The organism is Tardiphaga sp. 768_D3_N2_1 (assembly GCF_052076105.1).
Classification (GTDB): Bacteria; Pseudomonadota; Alphaproteobacteria; order Rhizobiales; family Xanthobacteraceae; genus Tardiphaga.
On the sequence record NZ_CP197245.1, the window covers coordinates 5,847,146 to 5,868,344 of the forward strand.

Below are 21,199 nucleotides of genomic sequence, written 5' to 3' on the forward strand. Positions count from 1 at the left end.
GCTGCCAAAGGGCATTTCAGGGGACATTCCATGACTGATCGAACCACCCGGCCGCTGGTCGTCATTGCTGCCTTCGCCAGCAGCCTCGCGGCGGGATTGCTGGTCGTGCTGTGGCTGACGGGAGGTTTCCGCAATGTCGCTGCACCGGCCGCGATCGGCGGTCCGTTCCAGCTCACGGATCAGTCCGGCCAGACCGTCACCGAGCAGAGCCTGAAGGGCAAGCCGACGCTGATCTTCTTCGGCTTCACCCATTGCCCCGATATCTGCCCGACCTCGCTTTTTGAAATGTCGGAAGTGCTGCGCGCAATGGGCAAGGATGCCGATCGCCTCAATACCTATTTCGTTTCGGTCGATCCCGAGCGCGATACGGCGGCGATCATGAAGGACTATCTGACGAGCTTCGATCCGCATCTGAAGGGACTAACCGGCACGCCCGATGCGGTGGCGAAGGTGATTTCCGGCTACCGCGTCTATGCCAAGAAGGTGCCGACCAAGGACGGCGACTATACGATGGATCACACTGCGCTGGTCTATCTGATGGACAAGGACGGCAATTTCGTCGCGCCGTTCAACCTCAAGCGGAAGCCGGAGGAAGCAGTCGCGGATCTCAAGCGCTATCTCTGAACTCGCCCGCGGCTCGCGGCCATCGTCCCGGCCCGATGGACGAGTCCGTGCTCGGTCTTTTCCCAGTGATAGCGCTGGGTCCAGAATTGCCACAGGGCGCGCCAGGTCGCGATCGAGAGGCATCCCCAATAAATCGGCGTCAGGGCCAGGATCCAGCCATCGCGCAGACGGCCACGACGTATCAGTCCGGTGAGACCCAGGACGCAGGTCGCGATGAAGCCGCAGGCGATGGCCAGCACGTGCAGTGACGACAACCGGTCGCCAAACAGCAGGGCGCTATCGGCAAGCAGCAGGCAGGCGACAAGTTTGACGACCAGCACCGCGAAGGCCAGCGACGTCAGGATATTGCCGCCGAAAATGATGTTGAGTGCGAGGAATCCCCGCGCGCCGGCTTCGTCCCACAATCGGCGGGGATCGCGCATATGCACGGCCCAGGTCTGCATCCAGCCTTTCATCCAGCGTGAGCGCTGCCGCAGCCACGCGCCGAACGCGATCGGTGCTTCCTCGAGCGTGACTGACGGAATGGTTACGGAGCGATAGCCCAGCCGCGCCAGGCGAATCCCGAGGTCGGCATCTTCCGTGACGTTATAGGCGTCCCAGCCGCCAATGCGGCGCAAGGTGTCCGTGCGGAAATGATTGGAGGTGCCGCCAAGTGGCAATGGCATACCCAGTGCGACAAGCCCGGGCAGGAAGACAGCGAACAGCCCGGCATATTCGACTGCCGCCATGCGCGACAGCAGGCTGTGCGTCAGGTTGTCGAAATGCAGCCCGGCCTGAACGCAGGCGACGTCGTCGCTGTGCTGGCGAAACATGCCGAGCGCGGCGCGTAATTGGCCGGGGTCAGGATCGTCTTCGGCGTCGAACACGGTCAGAAAGCTGCCGCGCACGAAGGGAAGTGCAACATTCAGTGCCTTCGGCTTGGTCTTTGGTCCCGCAGTCTGTGCGATCAGGACCTGAACCTGTGGCCCCGGCCGGGCTCTGGCAATCGCCGCGCGTGTCCGTAGATCGTCGGGCTCAAGCACCAGAATGATGTCGAGTTTTTCGGAGGGGTAGTCGAGCCTTTGCAGGGATCGCAACAGGCCCGGAACGGACGCTTCCTCGCGATAGAGCGCGACGACCACCGAGTAGATCGGCAGTTCATCGTCGCGGAGCGGCGGAAACTGTTGCTCCGGCTGCGGCGGAACCAGCACGCAAGTCAGCCTGAGAAGCGAGAAGGCGAGAAACCAGATCGCCGCCAGGCCGCCGATCAGATCCATTGTCAGCGTCGGATACAGAAGCGTGAGAACCGCGCATGCCAGCAGCAGAATCGCCGGCTGCAATCCTTGGCGCCAGCCGATGGCCGACTTGGCCGACATGGCAGGTTGCTTCTGCAGCAGGCCTTCGGCGGCGATATCAGAAAGCGCGCAACCGGTTTGCTCGGTCAGATATTGATGCAGGTGACGCCGCGTGGTCAGCCGAATGCGCGCGATCAGTGATGGATATGTGGTGGAGAAACGCGTCAGCCGCCGTGCCGCGAAGGCGCGCGGCGCGACGACCCAGTTGAGTGCGTCATCATCCCGGAGCGGCAGGATGTCGGACTCTGCGATCCGCGCAAGGTCGGCATCCGCCAGGGGGCAGTGAGCGCGCCCGACAGTCGAGAGATCGTCGAAGCCGATGCCGAGGTGGCGGGCCAGATGTGCGACATACTTTTCCTCGCTGATGACGCCCCATCGGATCAGGATCTGATCGGCGCCCAGATTGAGTTCGCGACTCCGTCGTTCCGCAGCGTGCAGAAGCGGGACCGGGAGTATGCCACGCAGGCAGTCGAGCTCGCTGGCTGGGTTTTTGCCCCGGTCCAGCCCGGCAGGATCCCGCATGGGGAAGGAAGACATTCTGCCGATCGGTATGGGAGGCGGGTCTAGCGCGGCAGCCGGCTGGCGCCAGACGCGCGGCCGATGACCCCCGAAAGATTGCTGCACGCCCATGCAACGCCCCCACGCCACAAACGCTACTCGCGTCTCGCGCCGGATGGTCTATAAGACCGCGATCCGGAAGCACCTATATGCAACCACAGATGGTTAATTCCAGCAACCAAATACCTCTGGCAGGGCGTCGCGCAACTGCGCTGACGCTCGCGACGGTTTTTGGCATGTTGCTGGCCGTGGCGATGTCGCTGTTTTCGGCCGCGCCGGCTTTGGCGCAGACGCCGACTCCGGCCGTGGGCCAGCCGGGTCCGCAGGCCGCGCCCGGCTTCTGGGATCCGCGTCGCCGTCCGGACCGTCCGGACCTGTCGCGCATCACCGTGATCCGCTTCCTGACCGAGACCGACTATCCGCCGTTCAATTTCACCGGCCCCGATGGCAATCCGGCAGGCTTCAACGTCGATCTCGCGCGGCTTCTCTGCGAGGAGATCAAGGTCACCTGCACCGTGCAGATGCGCCGCTTCGAGACGCTGCTGGATGCCATCTCCAGCAACCGTGGCGACGCCATCATTGCTTCCATGGCTGTGACGCCGCAGATCCGCGCCCGCGTCGACTTCACCGATCCCTATTACCGCGCGCCGGCGCGCTTCGCGGCCCGCAAGAATGCCGTAATGCCCGAGATTCGCCCGGAATATATCGAGGGCAAGAAGGTCGGCGTGATCGCGGGCTCGACCCACGAGGCCTATCTGAAGGCGATGTTCACCGATGCGGTGCTGGTGCCTTTTCCGAACGACGATGCGCTACGCCAGGCGCTGAAACGCAGCGAGGTCGATTTCATCTTCGGCGATGCGATCTCGTTCGCCTTCTGGATCAACGGCAGCGATTCCGCAGATTGTTGCGCCTTCAGCGGCGGGCCCTTCGTCGAAAGCCGCTTTTTCGGTGAAGGCATCGGCATCGCCGTCCGCAAAGGCAACGACACACTGCGCCAGGCGCTGAACTGGGCCCTGTTCCGGGTCTGGGAGAAAGGCCGCTACACCGATCTGTGGCTGCGTTATTTCTCGGTCAGCCCCTTCTAACTCTCTCAATTCGCGGTTTGGCATTTTGGTGCGGAGCCGCTAGGTTCCGCGGCCCGGAGGCCCAAATCACGATGTCCACGCCTGATCCCACCATGAGCCCGAGCGACCTGCGTGCGCTCGCCGAGAATTCCAACGCCTGGCCGTTTGAGCAGGCGAAGGCGCTGGTGGCGCGTCTGAAGAAAACGCCAAAAGACGAAGTGCTGTTCGAGACCGGCTACGGTCCATCGGGCCTGCCGCATATCGGCACCTTCGGCGAGGTCGCGCGCACCACCATGGTGCGCCATGCCTTCCGCGTGCTCACCGAGGATAAGATCAAGACCCGGCTGATCGCCTTCTCCGACGATATGGACGGCCTGCGCAAGGTGCCGGACAATGTGCCCAACAAGGACATGCTGGCATCGCATCTCGGCAAGCCGCTGACGCGGGTGCCGGATCCGTTCTCGAACGAATATCCGTCATTCGGCGCGGCCAACAATGCGCGGCTGCGCGCGTTCCTGGATCACTTCGGTTTCGACTACGAATTCGCCTCGTCGACCGACTACTACACATCCGGCCGTTTCGACGCGACGCTGCTGAAGATGCTCGCGGTCTATGACAAGGTCATGGACATCATCCTGCCGACCCTCGGCCCGGATCGCCGCGCGACCTATTCGCCGTTCCTGCCGATCAGCAAGGTAACGGGCGTTGTGCTGCAGGTGCCGATGATCCGGCGCGACGTGGCTGCCGGCACCGTCACCTATGTCGATCCTGACACGAACGAAGAAGTGACGACGCCGGTCACCGGCGGCAATGTGAAGTGCCAGTGGAAGGCCGACTGGGCGATGCGCTGGGCTGCGCTCGGCATCGACTATGAAATGGCCGGCAAGGATCTCATCGACTCCGTAAAGCTGTCGGGCAAGATCTGCGCGGCACTCGGCGGCACACCGCCGGAAGGCTTCAACTATGAGCTCTTCCTCGACGACAAGGGCGGCAAGATCTCCAAGTCGAAGGGCAACGGCCTGACCATCGACGAATGGCTGCGCTATGCCTCGCCTGAATCGCTGTCACTGTTCATGTATCGCGAACCGAAGGCGGCCAAGCGGCTGTTCTTCGACGTGATCCCGCGCAATGTCGACGAGTACCAGCAATTCGTCGAAGGTTACGCCAAGCAGGATCCGAAGCAGCGGCTGTCCAATCCGGCCTGGCACATCCATGCCGGCGATCCGCCGGTGTCGGACATGCCGGTGACGTTCCAGCTGCTGCTGACGCTGGTGTCGTCGTCGAACGCCGAGAATGCCGAAACCCTGTGGGGCTTCATCCGGCGCTATCGCCCGGGCGTCTCCGCGGAGACGCATCCGCGGCTCGACGCGATGGTCGGCTATGCCATCAACTACTACCGGGACTTCGTTGCGCCGACCAAGATGTTCCGCGAGCCCACCGATGTCGAGCGTGTGGCGCTGCAGGATCTGCGCGATGCGCTGTCGCAACTGCCGACAGAAGCGACGCCGGAAGATATCCAGAACGCGGTCTATGAGATCGGTCGCCGCGAGCCGTTCCTTGATCACAAGAAGCTCGCCAAGGATGGCCGGCCCGGCGTGTCGCTGGACTGGTTCAACATGCTGTATCAGGTGCTGCTCGGCCAGGAGAAAGGCCCGCGTTTCGGGTCCTTCGTCGCGATCTATGGCGTGCAGAATGCGATCAACATGATCGACGGCGCGTTGGCGCGCTCGGCGTGAGGCCCACACCTGCGAAACGTCAAAGGCGCGCTTCCTGATGGAGCGCGCCTTTGTCTTGATGCCTATTTCGGCGCTGCAGTCGCTGCTGCTGGTGTGACAGGCTCCGGCATTGCCGATGAGTGGTGATGCGCGATCAGCCACTTCTTGTCGCGGTAGACATAGACATAGCTGTAGCGGGCCTTGACGATTTGCGTATCGCCGGGGGACTTGCCGGTCAGCGTGAAGGTATAGGTTCCGACGTCGGATGCCATGTTGCAGCCGATCTTGACGGTCCGCGTATCGATCTTGCCTTGCGGGTGCTTTTCCAGGAAGTGGACGAAGTAATCCTGAATGCCGGCGCTGTCGGTGCGCGGGGTGTTGGACACCGTCGGCAGCAGCACCGCGTCGGAGGCGTAATTGGCGGTGACTTTGGCGGCGTCGAGCGTCGCGAGCGATGCATTCCAGCGGTCGAACAGCGCTTCGATCTGCTTCGTCGTGACGACTGCGCAGGTCATGGGCTTCGCATGTGCGAGAGAACCTACGCTGACGAGGGCCAGCGCAATCGCGCCGGCAACGATGGTTCTGGCTTTCATGGCTTCACCGAAGGTTGCGAGTTCCGGATGGGGAACTCGCATAGATCATTCGATGGCCGGACGCCAGTCCAGAAGTGTGTTCGGTTACTGGCTCGCCCAGACGATGCGCGCGATCCAGGCGATGTCGGAGGCCGGAAAGCTGCGATCGACATGGTTCGGATTGAGCGACTGCAGTTCGATGATCTTCGTGGTCCGGCGCTTCAATTCCTTCGCCATTACCTCGCCGTCCTTGGTCTTGACCACGACGCGGTCGCCCTTGCGGATCTGTGCTTCCGGCGAAACGACGATGATGTCGCCGTCGCGATAAGCGGGCTTCATCGAGTCGCCCGTGATCTTCAGCGCATAGGCGTGCTCGTCATTTACCGAAGGCAGGCCGACTTCATCCCAGCCCTTGCTGCCGGCGGGAAAGCCGGCATCATCGAAGTAACCGCCATGGCCGGCCTGTGCGAAGCCGAGCAGCGGCACCGACTGCACGATGCGCTTGGTGCCTTCGATCAGCGTGACGAAGCTGTCGATGGTCACGCCGGTCGCGGTCAGTGCCTTCGAGACCGACTCGGTCGAGGGCCAGCGCTCGCGGCCGTCATTGGTGATGCGCTTGGACTTGTTGAAGGTGGTGGCGTCGAGCCCCGCCTTCTTCGCAAGGCCGGAGGGTGACATGCCATTGCGTTCGGCAAGGCGGTCAAGGGCGTTCCAGATCTGGGCGTGCGAGAGCATCATCGGTTTCAGTCCGTTGGCCCGGATTTCTGCGGGGCGGTGAATCGTGGCGAAATCTAGGAATTATTGCCGTGAATGCACGGATTTCGCAACAGGCATTTGAAAAAAATGTGCAGCCTTGAAGTGGAGGGGTGCCGTCGATACGGTCACCTGCCGACTCCAGCCCTGAATCGAGCGACTGGCGTCCGCACCACATCGAAAAACAGCTGATTCAACAATTTGGAAGTCTGGGCGGTTGCGCACCATCTATAAAATCTGTCCGGCCTCAAGCTGGCGCGAGGCCGAGCGTCAGGGCGCCTATCGCGGCAGCGCCGACGATGCCCGGGATGGCTTCATCCATTTCTCGACCGCGGCACAGCTCCCCGAGACGCTCCGAAAGTACTATTTCGGCCAGACCGGCCTGTTTCTGATCGCTGTGGACGCAGACGCACTCGGTGACGACTTGCGCTGGGAGCCGTCCCGCGGCGGCGATCTGTTCCCGCATCTCTACGGCGAACTCGATCTCGGCGCCGTCACGGCCATCATGGATCTGCGCGCGCGCTCCGATGGCAACCACGACATTCCGGAGCTCAAATAGTGATCCGCGCTTTCGATGCCTTTTCCCTGCCGATGCTGCGCATGCTCGATGCCGAAGACGCGCACCGCCTCGCGATCCGCGGGTTGCGCATGCTGCCTTACGCCCGCCCGCGGCCGGATGATCCGAAACTCGCGGTCCGTGCATTCGGTCTGAACTTCCCCAATCCGGTCGGGATCGCGGCCGGCTTCGACAAGAATGCCGAAGTGCCGGATGCGCTGCTGCGTCTTGGCTTCGGCTTCGCCGAGATCGGCTCGGTGACGCCGAAGCCGCAATCCGGCAATCCACGCCCGCGCATCTTTCGGCTGGAGCGTGACGAAGCGGTCATCAACCGGCTCGGCTTCAACAATGACGGTGCGGAGGTCGTGCTGCGTCGGCTGGCTGCACGTGTGCAGAATGGTGGTATCGTCGGCGTCAATGTCGGCGCCAACAAGGATTCGCCCGATCGCACGCAGGATTATGTGCGGCTGATTGAGACCTTTGCGCCGGTGGCGAGCTATTTCACCGTCAACGTGTCATCGCCGAACACGCCGGGGCTGCGCAATCTGCAGCAGGCCACCGAGCTCGACGATCTCCTGGCGCGGGTGATCGACGCGCGTGAGCGCGTCCGCAAGAATGCGGGAGATTCTCCGGTACTGCTGAAGATCGCGCCCGATCTCAGCCTCGCCGACCTCGACGATGTCGTCCATGTCGCGCGCTCGCGCCGCGTCGATGGCATGATCGTCGCCAACACCACCATCGGTCGCCCCTCGACCTTGCGCGAGCAGGCGCGCGCGAAAGAGCAGGGCGGGTTGTCTGGCCGCCCGCTGTTCAGGCTGTCCACCCGCATGGTGGCGGAGACCTTCGTGCGTGTCGAAGGTGCGTTCCCGCTGATCGGCGCCGGTGGCATCGACAGCGGCGGTGCTGCACTGACCAAGATCCGCGCGGGTGCGAGCCTGATCCAGTTGTACTCGTCATTGGTCTATAAAGGCGTCGGTCTCGTCGACAGCATCAAGGCTGATCTGTCCTCGACGCTGCTGCGCACCGGTCGCGAGTCGCTGTCGGAAATCGTCGGCGCCGATGCGGCGACGATCACAGCGGAAGACTGGCCGGCGTAAGCCAGGTCTGCTGCGGAAACGACTGTCGTAGCAGGGCTGGATGACGCAGCGCCTGCAACGCGCCGCGCGACAGCATGAACACCAGAAATGCGAGCCATAGTCCGGTATTGCCGAGGCTGGCCAGTGCGAACCATGCGGCGATGTAAATCGACAGCGCCAGCAGCATCAGGTTGCGCATGTCGCGGGCCCATGATGCGCCGATATAGATGCCGTCATAGGCATAAGCGAGGACGCCGCATGCGGGTGCCAGCGCCGCTAGCAGCATGTAATCCCGCGCAGCGCGCCGAACTTCGGGGCTGGTGGTGATGAAATCGATCAGCGCGCCGCCGAACAGCACGAATAGCAGCGTGACAGCGATGCCGAATGCCGCGCTCCAGATCAGGACGAGCTTTACGGCTCGGGAAAACTGCTTGCGGTCGCGAGCGCCGGTGCCTTGACCGCAGAGCTGCTCGGCGGCGGTGGCGATGCCGTCGAGGAAGAACGAACCGATCATGACGAAGTTGTTGAGCACGGCATTGGCAGCCAGGATCGGGTCGCCTGCGCGGGCGCCCTGCGCCGTGAAGAAGAGAAATGCAGCAATCAACGCTGCCGTGCGGATCATGATATCGCGGTTGACTGCGAACAGCCGCAACAGCCGGATGCGGTCGAACAGGACAGCGCGCGGAACATCGATGCGGCCGCCCAGGATTTTCCACACCGCGGCGAGGCCGGCGAGAAAGCCAGCGGTTTCCGCGACCACCGTGGCCAGTGCTGCGCCACTGACGCCAAAGTCGAATTGCAGAACCAGCAAGGCGGTGAGCGCCATGTTGGCGAGATTGATGCCGACCTGCAGTGCCAGAGCGATGCCGGTACGCGCCTGGCCGACCAGCCAGCCGAGAATGACATAGTTGCCAAGCATCAGCGGCGCGGACCAGAGTCGGATGAAGAAATACTCGCGTGCGGCGGATGTGACGGCGTCGCTGCCGCCCATGATGCTGAACACCAGCCCCGCCAGCGGTGTACGCAAGATGATCAGCGTCAGCCCGATCACCGCTCCGAGCATCAATGCACGCAGCAGGATCGCGCGGACCTCGATCCGCTCACCGGCGCCAAGCGCCTGTGCGGTAAAGGCAACCGTCGCCATGCGCAGAAATCCGAACAGCCAGAAAATGCAGTCGAATGCCACGGAGGCCAAAGCCACACCGCCGAGCAAATGTGGGTCGCCGAGTCGGCCGATTGCTGCGGTCGAGACGATGCCGATCAGCGGCGTCGTCAGATTGGCCAGCATGGCCGGGCCGGCGATGGCAAAGACGCGCCTGTTGGTGACGGACAGTTCCGACGACATCAATGCAGCCTGAAGCGGATGATGCTGTTGTCAGCGGCCGCGCGGCGCGCTGAACAGTCGCGAGATCAGCCAGATCGGAACGACGATGACGGCGCCGAGCAGGAAGTAGCGCCACAGACCATTGATGGCGTCGAAGCCAAGGTCATAGACCCACTGAAATAGGCGCCGGATGCTGGCGACGATGTTCCACGGATCGAAGCCGATGGCGGCGAGAACGACGCCGACCAGAATCGACAGCAGCACCAACCGGCCGAGCACAGCCAGCGGCGAACCGCCGAGGAAGCGCGACAGGCCGTCATTGTTGGCGGGCAAGTCCCGGGTCTCATTTGGCTGCATCGTAGTCTCCTGCGCGCAAATCGCGCGCTGATCATAGGTGGTCCCACGCAAATGGGGAACCCGGCTTGTTCGTCAAGTATGCGTCGTCAAGGCGTGGCAGGCTCGGCGGGCGTAATTGTGGTCTCCGCCTTTAGCATGCGCTCCAGCGTCTCAAGGCGGTCTGCGTCACGCGGGGGCTTGTCCCAGCGCAGCCGGCTGATGCGGGGAAACCGCATTGCGACCCCCGACTTGTGCCGGGGCGAGCGGGCTAGCCCCTCAAAGGCGACTTCCAGCACGAGCCCCTTGTCGGGCTCGTGGGTGACGTGGCGGACCGGGCCGAACTTCTCGGTGGTGTTGCGGCGGACGAAGCGGTCGATTTGCAGCAGCTCCTCGTCGGTGAAGCCGAAATAGGCTTTGCCGACCGGCACGAGCTGGTCGCCGCTGTCGCCTGCAGTCCAGACGCCGAAGGTGTAATCCGAATAATAGGACGAGCGCTTGCCATGGCCGCGCTGCGCATACATCAGCACCGCGTCGATGATGTGCGGGTCGCGCTTCCACTTCCACCACTGGCCTTTCGGTCGTCGCGGCAGATAAGGGGAGTCGCGCCGCTTCAGCATCACGCCCTCGACGGCGTCGGCATCTTGGCCGGCTCCGGCACTGACAGGATCAGCACGTGCGGCGGTGAGGGCATCCCATGTTGCGAACGGGATCTGGTCGGACAGATCGATCCTATCGTCATCAAGCTCGGTGATGAAGGCTTCGAGCTTTGCACGGCGTTGCTCAAATGGGAGCTGCCGCAGATCTGTCTCGCCATCGCTCAGCAAATCATAGGCGCGCAGATGAATGGGATATTCCTTCGTCAGTTTCGGCGTCACGCTTTTCCGGTTCAGCCGTTGCTGCAACACGTTGAATGACTGCACGCGGCCCTCGCGCAGCACCAGCAGCTCGCCATCGATTGCGCCGGGCAACCGTAGCGATGGAGCTAGGTCCGGGAAACTTCCGGTGATGTCCTCGCCGGTGCGCGAATAGAGCCGCGTGACGATCCTGCCGTTATTGCCTTTGCCGCTGACCGCCTGAACCCGGATGCCATCCCATTTCCATTCCGCGACGAAATCGGACGCGTCGAGATTGGCGAAGTCGGCTTCCTCGATGGCATGCGCCAGCATCACCGGGCGGAACGGTGCAGGATCACGATTGACCGGCTTCTCCGCGCGGCCTTCGAGCCAGGCGAACAACTCGCCATAGGGCGGTGCGAGGCCGGGCCAGATCAGCTCGACATCATGCGGATCCTTGTCGCCGAGGGCTGCAGCGGCCGTCTTGGCGAGCCGTGCGGAGATGCCGATGCGCATCGCGCCGGTGACGAGCTTCAGCAGCGCCCAGCGCCCGGTCTCGTCGAGTTCGTCGAGCCAGCGGGTGAGCTGCGCGGGTAGCTCGGATTTTCCGAGCGTGCGCAGCGTCGTGACGACTTCGGTCAGTGTCGGCGGTGGCGGGTTGTTGTGCGCGATCTCCTGGGCCTTCGGCCACATCAGCGCAACAGTTTCCGAGAGATCACCGACATAGTCATAGGAGAGTTCGAACAACACCGGATCAGTCCGCGATGCGATGAGGTCGCGGATCAATCCGGCTTTCGCATGTTTGAACGACAGCGCACCGGTCAGCGCCGCCAGCGCGTAGCCGCGGTCGGGATCGGGTACCTCGCGAAAATAGCCCGTGATCAGCCGCAGCTTGTTGTTGCGGCCGGGCTCATAGGCGAGGCGATCGAGCAGTGCGGCGAACCGATTCATGCCTCGGCGCTTTCGCCGGGCGGCAGAGTTTCCTCTTCCTCCTCGTCGCCATAGCCGACCAGCGCAAGAGGTCGCGCGGTCAGGCCCTTGCTCTGGCACCAATGCACCAGCGCGTCTTCCTGGCCATGGGTGACCCAGATTTCGCCGGCGCCGGTTGCGTCGATGGTGGCGCAGAGGCCGTCCCAATCGGCGTGATCGGAAACCACCAGCGGCAGTTCGACGCCGCGCTGCCTTGCACGGGCGCGCACGCGCATCCAGCCGGACGCGAAGGCGGTGACGGGATCGGGAAAGCGCCGCGTCCACACATCCGATGTGGCCGATGGCGGCGCCAGCGTGATGGTGCCGGCGAGGTCGGCTTTCTTGACGCCTTTCACTGGGCGCAACTCGCCGAGATCGATGCCACGGCTCTGATAGTAGTGTGTGATCGTCTCCATCGCGCCATGCAGATAGATCGGTGCGTCATAACCGGCCTGACGGATCAGCTTGATGACCCGCTGCGCCTTTCCCAGCGAATAGGCGCCGACCAGATGCGCGCGCTCCGGAAACAGCGCGACGGAAGCCAGCAGCTTCTTTACTTCATCGGCGGCATCGCCGTGACGAAAAACCGGAAGCCCGAACGTCGCTTCGGTGATGAACACGTCGCAAGGCACGACCTCGAACGGCGTGCAGGTCGGATCATGGGCGTCCTTGTAGTCACCAGAGGCGACGATGCAGATATTCTTGCAGGTCACCGCCATCTGCGCCGATCCGAGCACATGGCCGGCGGGATGGCAGGACACGGTGACGTCGCCGAGCCTGACCGTTTCGCCATAGGCAATGGCTTGCGTGCTGCCGGCGAAATTGTCGCCATAGCGTAGCCGCATCATGTCGAGGGTTTCCTGCGTCGCCAGCACATGGCCGTGACCGGGGCGGGCGTGATCGGAATGGCCGTGGGTGATGACCGCGCGATCGACGGGGCGGACCGGATCGATATGAAAGCCGCCCGGCTTGCAGCAGAGGCCGGCAGGGGCGGACATGAGGATGTCTTGCGGACGCATGTCGGTTATATAAGCCCGCCTCGGGTTGGTTCGAGTCTGCGAACGCCCCTTTGACCCATCGGTTCCCGCATGCCCAGCCGCGTCTTCATGTCATCCGGCGATCTGGTCGCCGATCGCCGCTTCGACTACGGCCGCGATCTGCAATTACGCGGCGATCTGGAGGCCGCTGCCGACCTGTTCCGGCAGGCCATCGAGGTCGCGCCGGGCTTTGCGTCCGCCTGGTTTGCGCTCGGTGACATCAGCGAAAAGCAGGGCGATCGGGACGGCGCGATTGCCGCGTTTCAGCGCGCAAAGGCTGCGAATTCTTCCGATTCTCTTGGGGCAGGCTTGAGACTGATGCGGCTGAATGGTGATCCGCTTGCGGCCATGCCGTCGGGCTATGTCACGGCTCTTTACGATCAGTATGCCCCGAAATTCGAGGCCTCACTGGTCGGCGAACTCGGCTATCGCGGGCCGGCACTGCTGCTCAAAGCCGTGCTGGAAACCTGCGCTGCGCAGGGCAAGTCGGCAGCCTTCCATCGCGGCATCGATCTCGGCTGCGGGACTGGTTTGGCCGCCCGCGCCTTCGCAGCCCACACCGATGAGTTCATCGGCATCGATCTGTCGCCGGGCATGATCCAGCAGGCACGCGCAACCGGACTTTATCGAGAGCTTGAAGTGGCAGACGCTGCGGCGGGCCTTACGCATCGGCCGGATGCGAGTGCGGACCTGATTCTGGCCGCGGATATGATGATCTATCTGCACGATCTCGCGCCGTTGATCGACGAGGCCGCGCGCGTGCTGAAGCCGGGCGGACTGTTCGCATTCACGGCCGAGACCCATGGTGGCGAAGGCGTCATTCTCGGCACCGGCCTGCGCTACGCCCAGAGCGAGGCGCATCTGCGCGAATTGCTATCCGGTGCGGGCCTTGTCGTTGACCACTTGGATCACGGCTCGATTCGCAACGAACGAGAGATGCCGGTGCCAAGTCTTGTGATGGTCGCGTCGAAGTCGTGACGTTTATACCTCGGCAAACAAAAACGCCGGCCGCGAGGCCGGGGTTTTCGATTGAGCGTATGTCGCTGTGATCAGTACTTCGCAACGACGGGGCTGTTGAAATGATAGTTCAGGCCGGTACGGAAGATATGCTCGGTGACGCTGGTCGTGACGGTCGTGGTGTTGACCAGATTCGAGGTCGAACCAAGGTCGACATAGAGATACTCGGTCTTCGAGGTCCAGCTCGGGCCGAACAGGCCGAGCAGGGTGAACGGCGTTTCGATGCCGGCGCCCGCGGTCCAGCCGCTCAGGGTTGTCGAAGCATTGAGTACCTGGGCGCCGTCTTCGCGGATCTTGGTCTTCACGCCACCGTAAGCGTAACCGCCCGTGGCATAAAACAGCGTTGAGCCGATCGAATAACCGAGGCGGCCACGAACGGTGCCGAACCAGGGCAGCTTGGCATCGAACGGGGCGTCGCCGAGGGCAATGGCCGTCTTGTTGTCGCGCTGGCTGGAGGCCTGGATGTCGGTTTCCAGACCGTAGACCCAGTTCGCCATCTGCCAGTTGTAACCGAGCTGTACGCCGCCGTTGATGCCATCGGGAGCGAGGTTGAAGGCGTCGTATGAGGGAAAGTCGCCAAGGCCGTCGCCGGCTTTGGAGACCGTGGTGCGGTCGCGTCCGATGCCGGAGCCGACATTGCCGCCGAGATACCAACCGGTCCAGTTCGCTGCGGGCGCCGGCACATAGGCGCTGTTGTTGCCACCGATGCGATAGTTCAGGCCGACGCGAAACAGATTCTCGCGCACTTCTGTGGTGGTGGTCTGAGGGAAGGTGCCGAGCACCATCACCTGGTCTGTCTTGTTGCCGAGGTTGAGATAGAGATATTCGATCTTGCCGGTCCAGTTGCCGCCGAGAGATGCCTCGACGCCGCTGCCGACGGTCCAGCCGCCTTGGATGCGGCTTGTAGCCAGGGCAGGAAAGCCCAGAGATGTGGTGGTTGTGGTGACGTTGCCATAGGCATAGCCGCCGGTCACATAGCTGAGCACCGGACCCGTTGCGAGACCAATGCGGCCGCGCACCGTGCCGAACCAGTCGATTTTCTGGCTATAAGTGTCTTGTGGCGCCAGCGGAAAGGCGCCGTTGTTCAGCAGTGGATAGCTGTCCTTCAACTCGCCGCCCTGAATATCGGCTTCGACGCCGTAGACCAGCGGGCCGAACATCGAACCGGTCTGCCAGTTGTAGCCGATCTGGCCGCCGCCGAATCCGCCGGCGGGCTGCAGATAGGTCGAGGTGGCTGAGCCCGGAGTGATAGGGTCGTTATTTTGCAGCCGATCCCGGCCGACGCCGTAGCCCGCGTTCACGCCCATGTAGAAGCCGGTCCAGTCATAAACCGCTGTTACTGGCACCTTGTAGTAGGGGGCCTTCGCGGCCATGTCGGCGGCTTGCGCACCGGCGGTCAGAGCGAGCAGTGCCGCGGCGGTGAGGCGAAGGGTTTTCATGATGGGATCCAGTTCAGGTTTCTGGCCGAACTATGAAGGGGTAACGGAGTGCTGTCTGTAGCCGCGCGACCAGAAATTGCGGTATTTCGATATTGGGTCTCTCGTGGTTAATTTTCTCGGAATGGCGTTGTCCAGGATGCAAACAATGACGCAAACAAAAACCCCGGCCGCGAGGCCGGGGTTTTCGATTGAGCGGATGTTGCTGAGATTAGTACTTCGCAACGACCGGGCTGTTGAAGTGGTAGTTCAGGCCGGTGCGGAAGATGTGCTCGGTGACCTTGCTGCTGGAGGTGAGTGTAGTCGCACCAGCGCCGGCGAGGACGACAGGGAACGAGCCTGAGGTCGAGCCGAGATCGACGTAAAGATATTCGGTCTTCGAGGTCCAGTTCGGTCCGAACAGGCCGAGGAACTTGAACGGGGTCTCGAGGCCGGCACCTGCAGTCCAGCCGCTCTTGGTGGTCGAGAAGTTGGCGAGTTCGACACCAGCAGAGCTGATCTTGGTCTTCACGCCGCCATAAGCATAACCGCCAGTGACGTAGAACAGGCTTGAACCAACCGAGTAGCCGAGACGGCCACGAACTGTACCGAACCAGGGCAGCTTCTGATCATAAGCGGCGGAGCCGAGAACAACCACGGTCTTGTTATCGCGCTGGCTTGAGGCCTGGATATCGGTCTCAAGACCGTACACCCAGTTGGTCGACTGCCAGTTGTAGCCGATCTGACCACCACCATTGATGCCATCCGGGTTCAGGCTGAACTGTTCCGGATTGAAGCCCGGCGCGCCGAGCGTGGTCGCGTTGCGGCCCGTGCCGGAACCGAGGTTGCCGCCGAGATACCAGCCGGTCCAGTTAGCCGCAGCCACCGGGGTATAAACGCTGTTGCCGCCGATACGGTAGTTCAGGCCGACACGGAAAAGGTTTTCGCGGATTTCATTGTTGGTGAACTGGCCAGCGAACGGCGCGCCGAAGGCGTTCGTCTTGTTGCCGAGGTTCAGATAAAGATATTCGATCTTGCCGGTCCAGTTACCGCCCAGCGCAGCTTCGACGCCGCTGCCGATGGTCCAGCCCGTCGCAGTGCGGTTTTCCGAGAACGCCGTCACGCCGCCTTCGGTGATCGTGCTCTTGATGTTGCCGTAAGCGAAACCGCCGGTGAAGTAGCTGAGGACCGGACCGGTCGCGAGGCCGACGCGGCCGCGCACGGTGCCGAACCAATCCGACTTCTGGCCGTAAGCCACGCCCGGGGACACGAAGGCGCCACCGCCCGTGAGGCCTGCGCCCTGGATGTCGGCTTCGAGACCGTAAACGATCGGGCCGAGCAGCGAGTCGCCCTGCCAATTATAGCCGATCTGGCCGCCGCCGAAGCCGCCCTGCGGCGAGATGTACAGCGAGTCGTTGTTGAGGCTGTGGGTGGTGCGGTCGCGGCCAATGCCGACGCCGGCGTTCACGCCGATGTAGAAGCCGGTCCAGTTGTAGACGGCGACGATCGGAGCCTTGTAATAAGGGGCCTTGACGGCCAGATCGGCAGCCTGCGCGCTCACAGCGGTTCCGAGCAGCGCGGCGCTCGCAAGAAGAATACGTTTCATGGTCGACCCCAATTCAGATTTGAACCGGTAGAATAGGGGAGTCGGGCCATATTGGCTGTATCCGCGCGGCCACACTGTCCGACATTGCAACCGCAGAGAGTTCGGCCGGAAAAAGCCGGTTAAATAAACGTTTAGGTACCGTTGCCCGGGTGCGTGTTACGTCACGTTTCCTCGCGCTGACGCCCCGTCAATCGTCCCAACCCACGGAAAACACGTCGCAACCCGCTGGGGATTGCCAACCCTGCCGTGTCCGCAGAGGATATGGGTAAGCCCGCACAGCCGCGATCAACGCGGCGGCGGGTCATAAAAACACACCCGCACAGCGGGTTTCGGGGAGAAAACGCCAGATGCCTTCACGCCACAGGTCCGTCTTCCGGACCGCAACACTCGCTGCAGTTGTCTCGATACTGACCCATTCGGCCTTTGCGGCGGACAAGAAATACGATCCGGGTGCTACCGACACCGAGATCAAGATCGGGCAAACCATTCCGCATAGCGGCCCCGGCTCGCTCTATGGCGTGCTCGGCCGCGTCGGCGAAGCCTATTTCCAGAGCTTGAACGAGAAAGGCGGCATCAACGGCCGCAAGGTCAAGTTCCTCACGATGGACGATTCCTACAGCGCTCCGAAGGCGGTCGAGGCGACGCGCCGTCTGGTGGAACAGGAGGAAGTCCTGGCTCTGTACGGCTCGCTCGGCACAGCGCCGCAGACGGCCGTGCACAAATATCTCAATTCCAAGGGCGTGCCGCAGTTGCTCCTCAACACGGGCGCATCGAAGTGGAACGATCCGAAGAACAACAAATGGACCATGGCCGGCCTGCCGCTCTATCCGACCGAGGCGCGCATTCTCGCCAAATATGTCGTCAGCGTGAATCCGAATGCGAAGGTCGGCATCCTCTATCAGAACGATGATTTCGGCCGGGATTTCCTGGGGCCGTTCAAGGATGAACTCGCGAAAGCCGGCGGCACCGCGAAGGTGATCGCCGAGGTGACCTACGATCTCACCGATCCCACGATCGACTCGCAGCTGATCAATCTCGCCAAATCTGGTGCCGATGTTTTCTATAACATCACCACCGGCAAGGCGACGTCGCAGTCGATCCGCAAGGTGGTCGAACTCGGCTGGAAGCCGCTGCAGTTGCTGTCGGCGGGCTCCACCGGCCGGTCGATCCTGGAGGCGGCAGGGCTTGAGAATGCCAAGGGCATCGTCTCGATTGCCTATGGCAAGGATATCGGTTCGCCACTCTACGCCAAGGATCCTGATATCGTGGCGTTCGAGGCGTTGCGCGCGAAATATCTGCCCACGGTCTCTGCCGATAATTCGATCGCCTTCTTCGGCTACGGTCAGGCTGTATCCATGGCGGAGATCCTGCGCCGCTGCGGCGACGAGCTAACTCATGAGAACGTGCTGAAACAGGCCATCGGCCTGAACGGCTTCCGTGCTCCGCAAATGCTGCCAGGGGTGAGCTACAGCTATACCAATGACGCCTATGTTCCGATGGCGACGCTGTATACCCAGCGGTTCGACGGCAAGGATTGGATCATCTCCGACAAGTCGGTGACGCAATAGCGTCTCCGACCTCGCCGTCATTGCGAGCCCGGGAAAGCCTGCTTTTCTAGCCTCGCAATGACGGCGGTGAATGCCTAACTCTGACGCGTGCCGCCTCGTAAATCCGTCGCCAGACCCGACCTGCTGCCCGATCACTTCCTGCGCTGGTTCGCCATGCGCGGCTGGTCGCCGCGCGCGCATCAGCTGGCGCTGCTCGAGAAGGCGCGCGACGATCGCTCGGCGCTGCTGATCGCGCCGACCGGCGCGGGCAAGACACTGGCCGGCTTCCTGCCGACGCTGGTGGAACTGAGTGGAAACAAAAACGCTGCGGCGCCTGCTCCCTCCCCCCTTGTGGGGGAGGGCCGGGGAGGGGGGCCCACAAGTGTTGTCGTACCAGCGATACCCCCCTCCCGGCAGCCTGCGGCTGCCGACCTCCCCCGCAAGGGGGGAGGTAAGAAAGGAGCACCTGCGCTTGCCGGAAGCGCGCCGAGCAAGGTGGTCTCCACCAGTCGCGGCGTTCAGCGCAGCGGCCGCCTGCACACGCTCTACATTTCCCCGCTGAAAGCCCTCGCCGTCGACATCGCGCGCAATCTGGAAACGCCGATTGCGGAGATGAGTCTGCCGATCAAGGTCGAGACGCGCACTGGCGACACGCCGGTGTCGCGCCGCGCGCGGCAGCGGCGCTATCCGCCGGACATCCTGCTGACCACGCCGGAACAGCTCGCCCTGCTATTGTCGTCCGACGACGCGCCGTTTCTGTTCTCGTCACTCAAACGCGTCGTGCTCGACGAGTTGCATGCGCTGGTGACGTCGAAGCGCGGTGATCTTCTCGCGCTCGGCCTTGCGCGCCTCTGGAAGCTCGCGCCTGAGATGCGCGCCATCGGGCTGTCGGCGACGGTCGCCGAGCCTGACTCGCTGGCGCGCTTCCTCGTGCCGCAGCCAGCAGGCAAAAGCGTCTCCGCCGATATCGTCACCGCCGGCGGCGCGGCCGAGCCGGTGGTCGAGATGCTCGACACCAGGGAACGGTTGCCCTGGGCCGGGCATTCCGCGCGCCATGCGCTCGGCGAGATCTACGATCTCATCAAGGCCAACAGGACCACGCTGGTCTTCGTCAATACGCGCAGTCAGGCCGAGATGCTGTTTCAGGATCTCTGGCGCATGAACGACGATGGCCTCGCCATCGCGCTGCATCATGGCTCCCTCGACGTCGCGCAGCGCCGCAGGGTTGAGGACGCGATGTCGGCCGGCAAGTTACGCGGCGTGGTCTGTACTTCGTCGCTCGATCTCGGCGTCGACTGGGGCGATGTCGATCTCGTCGTCAATGTCGGTGCGCCCAAGGGTGCATCGCGGCTGATGCAGCGGATCGGCCGCGCCAATCACCGGATCGACGAAGCTTCGCGCGCTGTGCTGGTGCCGGCCAATCGTTTCGAGGTGCTGGAATGTCGTGTCGCTATCGATGCCGTCGCGGAAAATGCACAGGACACGCCGCCGTTGCGGATTGGCTCGCTTGATGTGCTGGCGCAGCACGTGCTCGGCTGTGCCTGCGGCGCACCGTTTTACGCGGACGATCTCTATGACGAAGTGCGCTCGGCAGCGCCTTATGCCGAATTGTCGCGTGTCGATTTCGACGACACCGTGGAGTTCGTGGCGTCCGGCGGCTATGCGCTGAAAATCTACGAACGTTTCGCCCGTATCAAGCAGGACGCCTCGGGCAAATGGCGCGTCACCAATCCCAAGGTGCGCCAGATGTATCGCATGAATGTCGGCACCATCGTCGAGGAGAGCATGCTGAAGGTGCGGCTGGTGCGCGGAGGCAGCGGAAAAGGCAAAAAGGGTGTCACTGGTGCGCTGGCGCGCGGGGGACGCATGCTCGGCCAGATCGAGGAATATTTCATCGAAGGCCTCGTGGTCGGCGACACCTTCGTCTTTGGCGGCGAAGTCGTGCGCTATGAATCCCTGGTCGAGGATCAGGTTTATGTTTCGCGCGCGAACGACAAGGACGCCAAGGTGCCGTCCTATATGGGCGGCAAGTTTCCGCTCTCGACCTATCTCGCCGAACGTGTGCGCAAACTGCTGGACGATGAGCGCGCCTGGAAAGGCTTGCCTGATCAGGTGCGCGAATGGTTGTCGCTGCAGGCTCATGTCTCGCATGTGCCCGGCACGCGCGAGCTGATGGTCGAGACCTTTCCGCGCGCCGATAAGCATTACCTCGTCTGCTATCCGTTCGAAGGCCGCCTCGCGCATCAGACGCTGGGTATGCTGCTGACGCGCCGTCTTGAACGCGCGCGTGCGCGGCCGCTGGGTTTCGTCGCCAACGAATATGCACTGGCCATATGGGGCCTTGGCGACACGTCGCACATGATCAGACACGGCAGGCTCGATCTCGCCGCTCTGTTCGATCCCGACATGCTTGGGGACGACCTCGAAGCCTGGCTCGCGGAATCGGCGCTGATGAAACGCACATTCCGTACCTGCGCGGTGATCTCAGGGCTGATCCACACGCGCTTCACCGGCGAGGAGAAATCGCGCCGTCAGGTGCTGTTCTCCACGGACCTGATCTACGACGTGCTGCGCAAGCATCAGCCCGATCACGTGCTGCTGCGCGCCGCGCGCGCCGATGCCGCGACGGGATTGCTGGACATTCGACGATTGAGCGACATGCTGACGCGCATTCAGGGCCGCATCGTTCATCGGGAACTCGACCGCGTGTCGCCGCTGGCGGTGCCGGTGATGCTGGAAATCGGCCGTGAAGCGGTATACGGCGAGGCATCGGACGAGCTCCTGGCAGAAGCCGCCGAGGAACTCGTGAAAGAAGCGGCGGGATTCGAAGAGACGGGATCGTAAGGGTTTTGCGAATCTCGCA

General features: G+C 62.8%; 17 protein-coding genes. 8 read left to right on the forward strand and 9 right to left on the reverse strand.

Annotated features, from left to right (window positions below):
- The first annotated feature begins 30 nt into the window (after positions 1 to 30).
- Complete coding sequence (locus tag AB8A27_RS27510) at positions 31 to 624, forward strand: SCO family protein (RefSeq protein ID WP_441244612.1); 594 nt, start codon at positions 31 to 33, stop codon at positions 622 to 624.
- Here the strand turns inward: AB8A27_RS27510 and AB8A27_RS27515 are convergent.
- On the reverse strand, positions 615 to 2,495 hold the full coding sequence (locus AB8A27_RS27515) for a glycosyltransferase (protein WP_441244613.1): 1,881 nt from the start codon (positions 2,493 to 2,495) through the stop codon (positions 615 to 617). The genes AB8A27_RS27510 and AB8A27_RS27515 overlap by 10 nt on opposite strands.
- A 275-nt stretch (positions 2,496 to 2,770) precedes the next feature.
- Here AB8A27_RS27515 and AB8A27_RS27520 point away from each other — a divergent pair, with 275 nt between their 5' ends.
- Together AB8A27_RS27520 and AB8A27_RS27525 are read left to right on the forward strand one after the other, a co-directional pair.
- Positions 2,771 to 3,601, forward strand: a complete 831-nt coding sequence (locus AB8A27_RS27520; RefSeq protein WP_441245054.1) for a transporter substrate-binding domain-containing protein — start codon at positions 2,771 to 2,773, stop codon at positions 3,599 to 3,601.
- A 71-nt stretch (positions 3,602 to 3,672) separates the two neighbouring features.
- Positions 3,673 to 5,316 carry a lysine--tRNA ligase gene (locus AB8A27_RS27525; RefSeq protein ID WP_441244614.1) on the forward strand — a complete coding sequence of 548 codons (1,644 nt, stop codon included), beginning with the start codon at positions 3,673 to 3,675 and terminating at the stop codon, positions 5,314 to 5,316.
- Positions 5,317 to 5,378: 62 nt separating this feature from the next.
- Here AB8A27_RS27525 and AB8A27_RS27530 read toward each other — a convergent pair whose 3' ends face one another.
- Both AB8A27_RS27530 and AB8A27_RS27535 read right to left on the reverse strand, forming a co-directional pair.
- Positions 5,379 to 5,888 (reverse strand): SgcJ/EcaC family oxidoreductase, encoded by a 510-nt coding sequence (locus tag AB8A27_RS27530; RefSeq protein ID WP_441244615.1) that lies wholly within the window; start codon positions 5,886 to 5,888, stop codon positions 5,379 to 5,381.
- Positions 5,889 to 5,972: 84 nt separating this feature from the next.
- On the reverse strand, positions 5,973 to 6,602 hold the full coding sequence (locus AB8A27_RS27535; RefSeq protein WP_441245055.1) for a S24 family peptidase: 630 nt from the start codon (positions 6,600 to 6,602) through the stop codon (positions 5,973 to 5,975).
- 235 nt (positions 6,603 to 6,837) lie between these two features.
- Between AB8A27_RS27535 and AB8A27_RS27540 the strand changes: the two genes are divergently transcribed.
- Positions 6,838 to 7,179: a DUF952 domain-containing protein gene (locus AB8A27_RS27540; protein ID WP_441244616.1), complete on the forward strand. Its 342-nt coding sequence runs from the start codon at positions 6,838 to 6,840 to the stop codon at positions 7,177 to 7,179.
- Positions 7,179 to 8,273 carry a quinone-dependent dihydroorotate dehydrogenase gene (locus AB8A27_RS27545; protein WP_441244617.1) on the forward strand — a complete coding sequence of 365 codons (1,095 nt, stop codon included), beginning with the start codon at positions 7,179 to 7,181 and terminating at the stop codon, positions 8,271 to 8,273. Before AB8A27_RS27540 ends, AB8A27_RS27545 begins: the two co-directional genes overlap by 1 nt.
- Here the strand turns inward: AB8A27_RS27545 and AB8A27_RS27550 are convergent.
- From AB8A27_RS27550 to AB8A27_RS27565, 4 genes are all read right to left on the reverse strand, one after another.
- Complete coding sequence (locus AB8A27_RS27550) at positions 8,248 to 9,597, reverse strand: MATE family efflux transporter (protein WP_441244618.1); 1,350 nt, start codon at positions 9,595 to 9,597, stop codon at positions 8,248 to 8,250. The two genes, AB8A27_RS27545 and AB8A27_RS27550, sit on opposite strands and share 26 nt — an antisense overlap.
- A 30-nt stretch (positions 9,598 to 9,627) precedes the next feature.
- A complete protein-coding gene (locus AB8A27_RS27555; RefSeq protein ID WP_441244619.1) occupies positions 9,628 to 9,933 on the reverse strand; it encodes a DUF6460 domain-containing protein in 306 nt (101 codons plus the stop codon).
- Positions 9,934 to 10,019: 86 nt separating this feature from the next.
- Positions 10,020 to 11,696, reverse strand: a complete 1,677-nt coding sequence (locus AB8A27_RS27560; protein WP_441244620.1) for an ATP-dependent DNA ligase — start codon at positions 11,694 to 11,696, stop codon at positions 10,020 to 10,022.
- A complete protein-coding gene (locus tag AB8A27_RS27565) occupies positions 11,693 to 12,733 on the reverse strand; it encodes a ligase-associated DNA damage response exonuclease (protein WP_441244621.1) in 1,041 nt (346 codons plus the stop codon). The genes AB8A27_RS27560 and AB8A27_RS27565 overlap by 4 nt, the downstream gene beginning before the upstream one ends.
- Positions 12,734 to 12,802: 69 nt before the next feature.
- Between AB8A27_RS27565 and AB8A27_RS27570 the strand changes: the two genes are divergently transcribed.
- Positions 12,803 to 13,729 carry a methyltransferase domain-containing protein gene (locus AB8A27_RS27570; protein ID WP_441244622.1) on the forward strand — a complete coding sequence of 309 codons (927 nt, stop codon included), beginning with the start codon at positions 12,803 to 12,805 and terminating at the stop codon, positions 13,727 to 13,729.
- Positions 13,730 to 13,800: 71 nt separating this feature from the next.
- Here AB8A27_RS27570 and AB8A27_RS27575 read toward each other — a convergent pair whose 3' ends face one another.
- Entirely contained in the window at positions 13,801 to 15,207 is a 1,407-nt protein-coding gene (locus AB8A27_RS27575) for an outer membrane protein (protein ID WP_441244623.1), read from the reverse strand.
- Between the two features lie 208 nt (positions 15,208 to 15,415).
- Positions 15,416 to 16,789: an outer membrane protein gene (locus tag AB8A27_RS27580; RefSeq protein WP_441244624.1), complete on the reverse strand. Its 1,374-nt coding sequence runs from the start codon at positions 16,787 to 16,789 to the stop codon at positions 15,416 to 15,418.
- Between the two features lie 347 nt (positions 16,790 to 17,136).
- Between AB8A27_RS27580 and AB8A27_RS27585 the strand changes: the two genes are divergently transcribed.
- Both AB8A27_RS27585 and AB8A27_RS27590 read left to right on the forward strand, forming a co-directional pair.
- Complete coding sequence (locus AB8A27_RS27585; protein WP_441244625.1) at positions 17,137 to 18,357, forward strand: ABC transporter substrate-binding protein; 1,221 nt, start codon at positions 17,137 to 17,139, stop codon at positions 18,355 to 18,357.
- A gap of 87 nt (positions 18,358 to 18,444) precedes the next feature.
- Positions 18,445 to 21,180 (forward strand): ligase-associated DNA damage response DEXH box helicase, encoded by a 2,736-nt coding sequence (locus tag AB8A27_RS27590; protein ID WP_441244626.1) that lies wholly within the window; start codon positions 18,445 to 18,447, stop codon positions 21,178 to 21,180.
- Positions 21,181 to 21,199 lie beyond the last annotated feature (19 nt).

Excerpts from the sequence above, each read along its gene's own strand:
- AB8A27_RS27585 (WP_441244625.1), top strand. The coding sequence starts at position 17,137 with ATGCCTTCACGCCACAGGTCCGTCTTCCGGACCGCAACACTCGCTGCA.
- AB8A27_RS27525 (WP_441244614.1), top strand. The coding sequence starts at position 3,673 with ATGTCCACGCCTGATCCCACCATGAGCCCGAGCGACCTGCGTGCGCTC.
- AB8A27_RS27530 (WP_441244615.1), bottom strand. The coding sequence starts at position 5,888 with ATGAAAGCCAGAACCATCGTTGCCGGCGCGATTGCGCTGGCCCTCGTC.
- AB8A27_RS27550 (WP_441244618.1), bottom strand. The coding sequence starts at position 9,597 with ATGTCGTCGGAACTGTCCGTCACCAACAGGCGCGTCTTTGCCATCGCC.
- AB8A27_RS27580 (WP_441244624.1), bottom strand. The coding sequence starts at position 16,789 with ATGAAACGTATTCTTCTTGCGAGCGCCGCGCTGCTCGGAACCGCTGTG.
- AB8A27_RS27510 (WP_441244612.1), top strand. The coding sequence starts at position 31 with ATGACTGATCGAACCACCCGGCCGCTGGTCGTCATTGCTGCCTTCGCC.
- AB8A27_RS27535 (WP_441245055.1), bottom strand. The coding sequence starts at position 6,602 with ATGCTCTCGCACGCCCAGATCTGGAACGCCCTTGACCGCCTTGCCGAA.
- AB8A27_RS27520 (WP_441245054.1), top strand. The coding sequence starts at position 2,771 with ATGTCGCTGTTTTCGGCCGCGCCGGCTTTGGCGCAGACGCCGACTCCG.
- AB8A27_RS27565 (WP_441244621.1), bottom strand. The coding sequence starts at position 12,733 with ATGCGTCCGCAAGACATCCTCATGTCCGCCCCTGCCGGCCTCTGCTGC.
- AB8A27_RS27575 (WP_441244623.1), bottom strand. The coding sequence starts at position 15,207 with ATGAAAACCCTTCGCCTCACCGCCGCGGCACTGCTCGCTCTGACCGCC.
- AB8A27_RS27570 (WP_441244622.1), top strand. The coding sequence starts at position 12,803 with ATGCCCAGCCGCGTCTTCATGTCATCCGGCGATCTGGTCGCCGATCGC.
- AB8A27_RS27560 (WP_441244620.1), bottom strand. The coding sequence starts at position 11,696 with ATGAATCGGTTCGCCGCACTGCTCGATCGCCTCGCCTATGAGCCCGGC.
- AB8A27_RS27515 (WP_441244613.1), bottom strand. The coding sequence starts at position 2,495 with ATGTCTTCCTTCCCCATGCGGGATCCTGCCGGGCTGGACCGGGGCAAA.
- AB8A27_RS27555 (WP_441244619.1), bottom strand. The coding sequence starts at position 9,933 with ATGCAGCCAAATGAGACCCGGGACTTGCCCGCCAACAATGACGGCCTG.